The organism is Actinoplanes sp. ATCC 53533 (genome assembly GCF_003947245.1).
In genome coordinates this window covers 1-7394 of record NZ_QHHV01000230.1, presented here as the reverse complement: position 1 = coordinate 7394, position 7394 = coordinate 1, and the positions used below count along the sequence as shown (strand labels likewise).

Annotated in this window: 6 protein-coding genes and 1 pseudogene; 3 read left to right on the top strand and 4 right to left on the bottom strand. The window is 66.1% G+C overall.

Annotation, left to right across the window (positions count from 1 at the left end):
- The 3 genes from DMB66_RS50305 to DMB66_RS50295 all read right to left on the bottom strand — a co-directional run.
- The coding region (locus DMB66_RS50305) for a helix-turn-helix transcriptional regulator (RefSeq protein ID WP_148112854.1) at positions 1-1254 on the bottom strand (1254 nt) is incomplete at its 3' end.
- A gap of 733 nt (positions 1255-1987) precedes the next feature.
- The gene (locus DMB66_RS50300) at positions 1988-2788 is read right to left on the bottom strand and encodes a phosphotransferase (protein WP_125811204.1); all 801 of its coding nucleotides are present in this window, start codon (positions 2786-2788) and stop codon (positions 1988-1990) included.
- A gap of 62 nt (positions 2789-2850) precedes the next feature.
- Positions 2851-3327 (bottom strand): hypothetical protein, encoded by a 477-nt coding sequence (locus tag DMB66_RS50295; RefSeq protein WP_233625410.1) that lies wholly within the window; start codon positions 3325-3327, stop codon positions 2851-2853.
- 310 nt (positions 3328-3637) lie between these two features.
- Here DMB66_RS50295 and DMB66_RS50290 point away from each other — a divergent pair, with 310 nt between their 5' ends.
- Positions 3638-4975, top strand: coding sequence for a transcriptional regulator (locus DMB66_RS50290; RefSeq protein ID WP_125811203.1), 1338 nt, complete (start codon positions 3638-3640; stop codon positions 4973-4975).
- Positions 4976-5518 carry an NUDIX hydrolase gene (locus tag DMB66_RS50285; RefSeq protein WP_125811202.1) on the top strand — a complete coding sequence of 181 codons (543 nt, stop codon included), beginning with the start codon at positions 4976-4978 and terminating at the stop codon, positions 5516-5518.
- 66 nt (positions 5519-5584) lie between these two features.
- Here the strand turns inward: DMB66_RS50285 and DMB66_RS50280 are convergent.
- Positions 5585-5707, bottom strand: a pseudogene (locus DMB66_RS50280) (DUF296 domain-containing protein); the annotation flags it as partial.
- Positions 5708-6559: 852 nt separating this feature from the next.
- Here DMB66_RS50280 and DMB66_RS50275 point away from each other — a divergent pair.
- Positions 6560-7394: IS5 family transposase (locus DMB66_RS50275; RefSeq protein WP_125811201.1), on the top strand; the 835-nt coding region annotated here is incomplete at its 3' end.

Sequence of the window (7394 nt, the reverse complement as noted above, 5' to 3'; positions counted from 1 at the left end):
GATCCCGTCAGCGCCGATCCACGTCGCCGTGATCGCTGTTCTGCGCCGATCAAAGACGAAGCCGGGCGTACCGGCCAGCTCAGCTATGTCCGTCACCACCGTCCGGATACCGTGCGACTCCATCAAGGCGAGCGCGAGCAATAGCAGCATGCGCTCACCGGTCGGTGAATCATCGACCGCGTGCCGAGGGACGCAGAACGCCCGCACGAGGGGCGACCGGTCGTCAGCGCGGATGGACGTCTCTCGCAGGTATTGGTGCTTGTGGTCGAACAGCAGCCACGTCGCAGCTTCCTCACCGCGCTGCTCACGGGTCCAGTACACCGGATGGTCGGTCAGCGCCGAGGCGTGCCGGCGGATATGGTTCGCGCAGAACTGCGAGCCCAGCCACATCTGGCTGACCGGGCCGGCGTCGGCCGCCATGTCCCTGCTCGCAGCAGATTTGTCCAGCTGCGCGAAGGCCTCCGTGTCGCGCAGTCCGGCCGCGATGACGGCGTCGTCGGCCAACAACGCATCGTCGAAGTTCGAGACCGCCCACAGCAGGGCGAAGGTGAGCTCGTCCAAGCGGTAGGCGCGAGGGATCAACAACCGGGCGTCTGGTCCGCCGCCGCGCAGCCGGCTTCTCGCGTAGCGGTTGTCAACGACGAAAGCTGCCGGAGACGGGTGGTCGAGTTGCCCGACGACAAGACCACGGCCAGGACGATTGAGGAAAGGATCGTCGGCGTACGCGACCGGCACCTGAGTCACCACATGCCCATCCAGCACTGCCCGGTGCAGCTGAGCGGGAATCGCCGAACCGGCCAGTCTTCGGCCAGGAGGCGTCCACAGATACTGGTCCCCTTGTGCCGCGGTCGGCATCAAACGGTGCGGCGGGGCCAACGCGTCCGGCCGCAACGCTGTCTCGGCCCAGCCGCTTGAACTCAAGGCGCGGGACACATCGGGACGCCATGCCGGTGCGGCTCTGACAGCCTCGATTCTTCGGGCGCTGACAGCCCGCATGATTCGGTCGTATTCGGTGGCCAGCGCGCCGCCGGTCTGCAGGGCGTTGTCGGAGGCGATCCAGAAATCACGACTGATGCGCTGCTTGCCACGCTCGACGTTCGCGACGCTACTTCGGCCGTAAAAGGTCTGCTGGCGGGCAGCAAGGTGTGCTGCGAACGCCTCCTGCGTGAAGCCCGCCGCCTTGCGGTGAGCCGAAAGTCGCTGCCCCAGCGCAGTCCACGCCTCGGCCGCATCGAAGACGGAATCAGGTGACATGCCTGACTCCACTCAAGGACGTGGTTCGGACGCTCACGCCACCACATTCGCGTCGCTCACCTTGTCGGCGTGGAGGCGAATGGCGCGCTCGTCCATGAGTTGGGCCTCGGGCGAGTGATGAGCTGCCCCTGTTAAAATCCTTCCCCGTCGCCGGTATACCTCTCGCGGGGGGATTTCGAAGACCATGACGTGGGCCGTTGACCAAGACCAACGGCGAGGCTATGTCGTTCGTGGTCGCCACCCGCCGCTCATCCTCAATCGCACGGCCGAGCCGGTCGTCCGTGAGCAGCACGTCACCCGTCTTCTGGACCCGATCGCAGCAGGCACAGCAGACGTGCTTCCGGCCGCGTTCGACGTTGGCGAACGTGCTCCGGCAATGGAGGATCCCCGACTCGGCGGCAAGCACGTCCTGCCTCGAGCCGCTGACCTTGCGCAAACCCGGAAGCCGCCGACCAAGCAGCCACCACCGACCATCCCTGCCAGACAGCGGGGCAGATGCCATCGGCTGCTCCCGTGGCTAGTGGTCCGCTACAACTTCCGCGACGGCGACGGCGAGCGACCGCAGCGTGTGCCGTGCACTTTAGCCGACAGTCACGACCGGCCCAGCATTGTGCGGCAAGTCCAACAATTCTCCGACAATGTTGCGACAGCTGCCCTCTATGGATCATCCCCTGCGCTTTGCCGAAGCGCAGGGGTCACCAAGACCTACGCCCGAATTGCCGCAGCACTTGGCTCAGCGGGACAGTAGTCGATGGCGTGCCCAGCAGGCCGCGGCGTCGGCGAGTGGGCCGAGGTGCGCGATGGACGGTCGTTGATACTGCCGTTCGCGTTTCAGGACGGCGACGGCGTTGGCGAACGTGTCGATAGCCTCGGGCTGCGCGGCCGGCCATGCCGGTACCTGGCAGGCCCAGGCCTCTGCCTGCTCGGGGGTGTGGCCAGCGCGGATCAGTCGGATGATCATGAGTGCGGTGTCGATCCAGGCGGCGCCTCGGCAGGGCATGGACCAGTCCACGACGGTGACGCCCGAGTCGTGTACCAGGAAGTTGAACGGCGTGACGTCGGTGTGTACCAGTGTGTCGCCGTCGATGAATTCCGGTGCGATGCGGTCAGCCCATCGGGCGGTGGCTGGTTGCACCCGGACCGCAGGGCAAGGCGTCAACGCCGATCCGATGGCCGCGAGGGTAGTAGCGACTGCGCTCAGATCTGGTGAGTCGGGGGTCAGATCGGGGTGCCGGCCGTCGATGTGTTCGAACCCGAGTAGAAACCAGTCGTCCTGTTCGACCTGCCAGTGCAGGCGCGGCACCTGCCGGGGCAGGTGCGGGTTGATTCGCGCCTCGGTGCGGTGCATCCAGCCCAATGGGTTGTCTGCTACTGCGGCCTTGCAGAAGAGTCGCCCACTGCTGGTGTCTAGGACGGTCGCGAGGTCGGAGATCGACCCTGTCTGGACCGATGACGCCTGCAGAACCGGGCCGGTGCGGTCCTCGACCGCTGCCCGAACAGTCGGCGGTAGCTCATGCCAGTGCAGACGGGGCAACGTAGCACTCCTACATTCGTGGCTGGGGACGACAGCGTACGTCCCCAGCCACGAACCATCGGCTACCTCGTCGGGCTGTCGGTACATCCGGCGTGACACTGGGTGCAGTCGGCGGCTGCGGTCATCGACCACAGTTCCGCATCGATGCGGTAGCCGGCCCGGCGCACGGCAGCGACGGTGGCGGACAGCGTCACCGGGTCCGCCTGCGGCGCGGTGGGCCATTCGTCGCCGGTGGGGCTGTCGTCGGGGACGTGGTGGATGAACCGGCCGGCGATCTTGTCGCAGAAGGCGGCGTACTCGTGGGTATAGAGAATGAACGTGTGCCAGCCGATGTCGACGAGGTCGCTCGGCCCGATCGGCTCGGTCGCCGTCGCGCAGGTGCCCAGGAACGCGAGGGCCTGGTCCAGGATCCGGGCGGGCATGCCGGCCGGCAACTCGGGGTGTTCCGCGGTGATTCGGGCGACGAGTCGGTCGGCCAGCGGTGCGGGCAGCAGCGCCTGGCCGTCGATGAGACCGGGGGCCGTGGTGGGGGCGGTCATGGCTCTCTCCTGTCGTAGCGCGGACGGGTGACCGGCAATCGGGTCACCCGGGGTGTTGCTGCGGCCTGATGTCTGCTCGCCATCTCGCCTTCCTTGGCAGCGACGGCGACCAGGAGATCCGCAGGGACAGCGCCAGCCTCAACGACTGGCCATCGGCCTGGCATGCCGTGCCATGACCTACCTCAATGACACCCGCTGTCCCCGCGCAACAGCAGAGTGTGAGGTTTGGAAGTGGTGTTGCCGCATTCACACGGGGTGTGAACCCGCCGCGACTGTTCGTTTCTGGACCAGCCGGCCCTAGGCTGACCGGGTGGCCGAGACCAACCTGCTGTTGGCGGCGCTGATCGAACGCGCCGGCATCTCCCACGCCGGTCTGGCCAAACGGCTCAATGCCATCGATCCTGGGCGCGGGTTTCGCTACGACCACGCCTCCGTCGCACGGTGGATCCGCGACCACGCCGTCCCGCGCCATCCCGTTCCGGAACTCATCTGCGCGATCTTGAGTGCGCGCCTCGGGAACGAGATCAGCGTGGCCGACATCGGCATGGCACAGGGACACTCCGCGCAGCGGCAGCCCACCCTGGCCCGCGCCGTCGACCGCGCCGCCGCGGTATGGCACGGCGACGCCCGCGACCGCGTCCCGACGACGACGATCGTCGGTGCTCCAGCGACCGCTCCGGTCTGGGAATGGGAGAACCCTCCCGACGACGCTGATGTGTCGCGGGTCGGCGACCGCCGTGCCGATCCCGCCGACGTCACCCACCTACGACGTGCGCGCGCCCACTACCAGGAGATGTATCGCCGCGTCGGCGGCGTACCGGTCCGACCGCGCATCGTGGCCACGCTCACCGAGTACACCGCACCGCTGCTGCGATCGGCCTACGACAATGACCTCGGCCGGAGCATCTATCGAGCCGCCGGAGGGCTCGCCGCCCTCGCCGGTGTATGCGCCTACGACGCAGACCAGCAGCCGCTCGCGCAAGCTCACCTGTTCACCGCGCTCAGGTTGGCGAAGGCGTCCGGTGACCGCGAGTTCGGCGGCTACATCGTCGCGCTCCTGGCGAATCAGGCGTTGTTCCTCAACGAGAACCGTCTCGTGGTGCAGTACGCCGAAAGCGCGCTCCGCGCCGGCGGACCACGGTTGACTCCAGCCTTGACCACCGATCTGTACGCCCTGGCAGGTAAGGCATACGCGCGCATGGGCGACGGGCCGGCCAGCCGCGCCAGCCTGCGCCGCTCCGAAGGCAGTGCGGCCCGCATCGCCGCAGGGCACGGGCCGGCCGAGGTGTCCTACGTGCTGCCCGGCCTGGTCGAGACCCAGGTCGCCGAGGCGCTACGCCGGCTCGGTGACCTGCGTGCCGCACGCAGCTACGCCGAGGAATCCGTGCGGACCGCCGCCGCTACCCATCTACGTGGACAAGTCCACCGGTACGCAGGTCTGGCGCTCGTCCTGACCGAGGGCGGTGAACACGACCGCGGTGCTCACATCGCCGGCCAGATGCTTGATCATGCTGTCGGCATGGAATCCGGGCGTATCCGCGACCGCATCAACACTGTCGTCCGGGCACTGCGGCCCCACGCCGCGGAACCCGCTGTCGCCGCGTTTCTCGAGCGCGCCGATGAAGATGCCCGCGTGAGAGGAATCTAGATGGGCTGGATAGTCAGATCCGAACAGGATCTCTACCGCGACAAATGGGTCCACCTGACCAGCGCCGACGTTGAACTGCCCGACGGCCGACACCTCGACCACAGGGTGATCCGGACCGCCGCCCCGGGCGCCGGAGCGGTCGTGGTCGATCAAGGTCGCGTCCTGCTCATCTGGCGGCACCGCTTCATCACCGACACTCACGCATGGGAGATCCCCCAGGGCAGTATCCGCCCAGGCGAGGACCCCGCCGACGGCGCCGCACGTGAGGCGGAAGAAGAGACCGGGTGGAGGCCCGAAAAGCCACTGCGGCCACTCGTTTACGCCCAACCGTCGCCCGGCATTATGTCGTCGGAGCACCACATCTACCGGGCCGACGGCGCCACCTACATCGGCCCACCGAAGGACGCCTTCGAAAGCGACAAGATCGAGTGGGTGCCACTAAACGAGATCCGCGGCCTCATCGACAAACAACACGTCGTGGCGGGAACCACCTTGGTAGCCCTGCTCTATCTCCTCACGGAAGGCGACTGCAACACCGAATAGCCAGCGGCAGCGGCGTTTGCCGCGGGAAGCTCTCACCCGTTCGGGTGGGCGATGCGCACTGCTCATTCACGCGCTATTGCCGTCGAAGCGCAGGAGGGGAACGTCGTAAAGAGCAGGCTCCCTTTCTCGGCGCAGCAGCGGCTCCGTCACCTCGACGATGGTCATCTCGGTCAAGAACTGAACGGTTGCACCGGGCTGGCGCGGCCGTCATGTCTCTGCTCGCGTCGGACTTGTCCAGCTGCGCGAAGGGCTCCGTGTCGCGCAACCCGGCCGCGATGGCGGCATGGTCGGCCAACAGCGCATCGTCAAAGTTCGAGACCGCCCACAGCAGGGCGAAGGTGAGCTCGTCCAAACGGCTTCGGATCCTGAACCAGCCGAAGCCGAGTTTTTCGAACGGTACAGGGACCACTCGAATGTGGAAAGGTTCCTAACGCCGCGCCGAGCACGACGGAGATGACGACGTACACGACGTTGATGCCCAGTGCAGCCGCAATGCCAATAGCCGTATCCCCAAGCCCTCCCGCATGGACCGGGTGACCAGAGCGAATCCGGCCTGCCATCGGCGCGGCAAACTGGTGCTGTCAGAGGGTGGTTACAAACGATTAGGACCGTTTCATTAACGACCTATTCGCGTTTCTTGACCTCAAATATCCCGCCAGGAGTCGGAGTAAAGACGGCCCGGGGCCGTCACGGCTGGGTCGGTAGGTCGCTCAGTTGAAGGCGGATGATCCCTCCGCCGGTTCAGCGCTCGCCGCCGACAGGGCACCTGAGCAGCAAGGCCTGCGCCGCCTTGGAAACATGAAACCTACCCGAGCGTCCCGAACCACCCTCTCACTGGACGTTTCGTTGAAGTGGGTAGCGAAAAGATTGGTTTCATGTATCGAGGTCGGCAACTCCACGAGGTGGATTTGACCGGATAGCCCGAATCGAAGCCACATTTATGCGGCTTATGATCCCTCGATCGTGTCTGATTAACTTTCGTCTCGATTTAGACGCACCGGCGGTCCGCGCGCCGGCGTTTCTCGAGCGTACGCCGGACACATGACCGCACGCCGCGCCTACCCGTCCGACCTGTCCGACGCCCGCTGGGCACTGATCGAGCCACGGCTGACCGCCTGGCGCCAAGCCCGCACCGACGCCCGCACCACAATCGGGATCAAGGGCCGCACGCCCACCCACGAACTACGGGAGATCTTCAACGCGATCTTGTACCTCAACCGCACCGGGATCCCCTGGCGCTACCTGCCCCACGACTTCCCGCCTCACCCCACGGTCTACAGCTACTTCGCCGCCTGGAGCGAAGAAGGAATCTTCGCCGAGCTGAACTACCAGCTCACCGGGCTGGTCCGCGACCACCACGGCCGCGCGGTCGAACCGACCGCCTCCATCATGGACACCCAAAGCGTGAAGACGTCCACGAATGTCCCCGCCGCCACCCAGGGCACCGATGCCGGCAAGAAGATCGTCGGCCGCAAGCGAGGGATCATCACCGACACCCTCGGCCTGCTGCTGTATGTGATCGTCACCGCAGCCAGCGTCAGCGACAACGTGATCGGCATGGACCTACTCGACCAAACCAGTGCTAAATACCCGACCATCACCAAGACATGGGTCGATGCCGGTTTCAAGGTCAAGGCCGTCGAGCACGGTGCAGCCCTCGGCATCGACGTCGAGATCGTCACCAAGGACCCCCTGCTCAAGGGCTTCAGCGTGGTCAAACGACGCTGGGTCGTCGAGCGCACCATCGGCTGGCTCATGCAGCACCGCCGACTCGTACGCGACTACGAAGCCCGCCCAGAGAACTCCGCCAGCATGATCACCCTCGCGATGATCGACAACCTCGCCAAACGCCTCACCGCCGAAACCACCCCAACCT

Coding starts and splice junctions, on each gene's coding strand:
- DMB66_RS50295 (WP_233625410.1), bottom strand. CDS start 3,327: ATGACCGCCCCCACCACGGCCCCCGGTCTCATCGACGGCCAGGCGCTG.
- DMB66_RS50285 (WP_125811202.1), top strand. CDS start 4,976: ATGGGCTGGATAGTCAGATCCGAACAGGATCTCTACCGCGACAAATGG.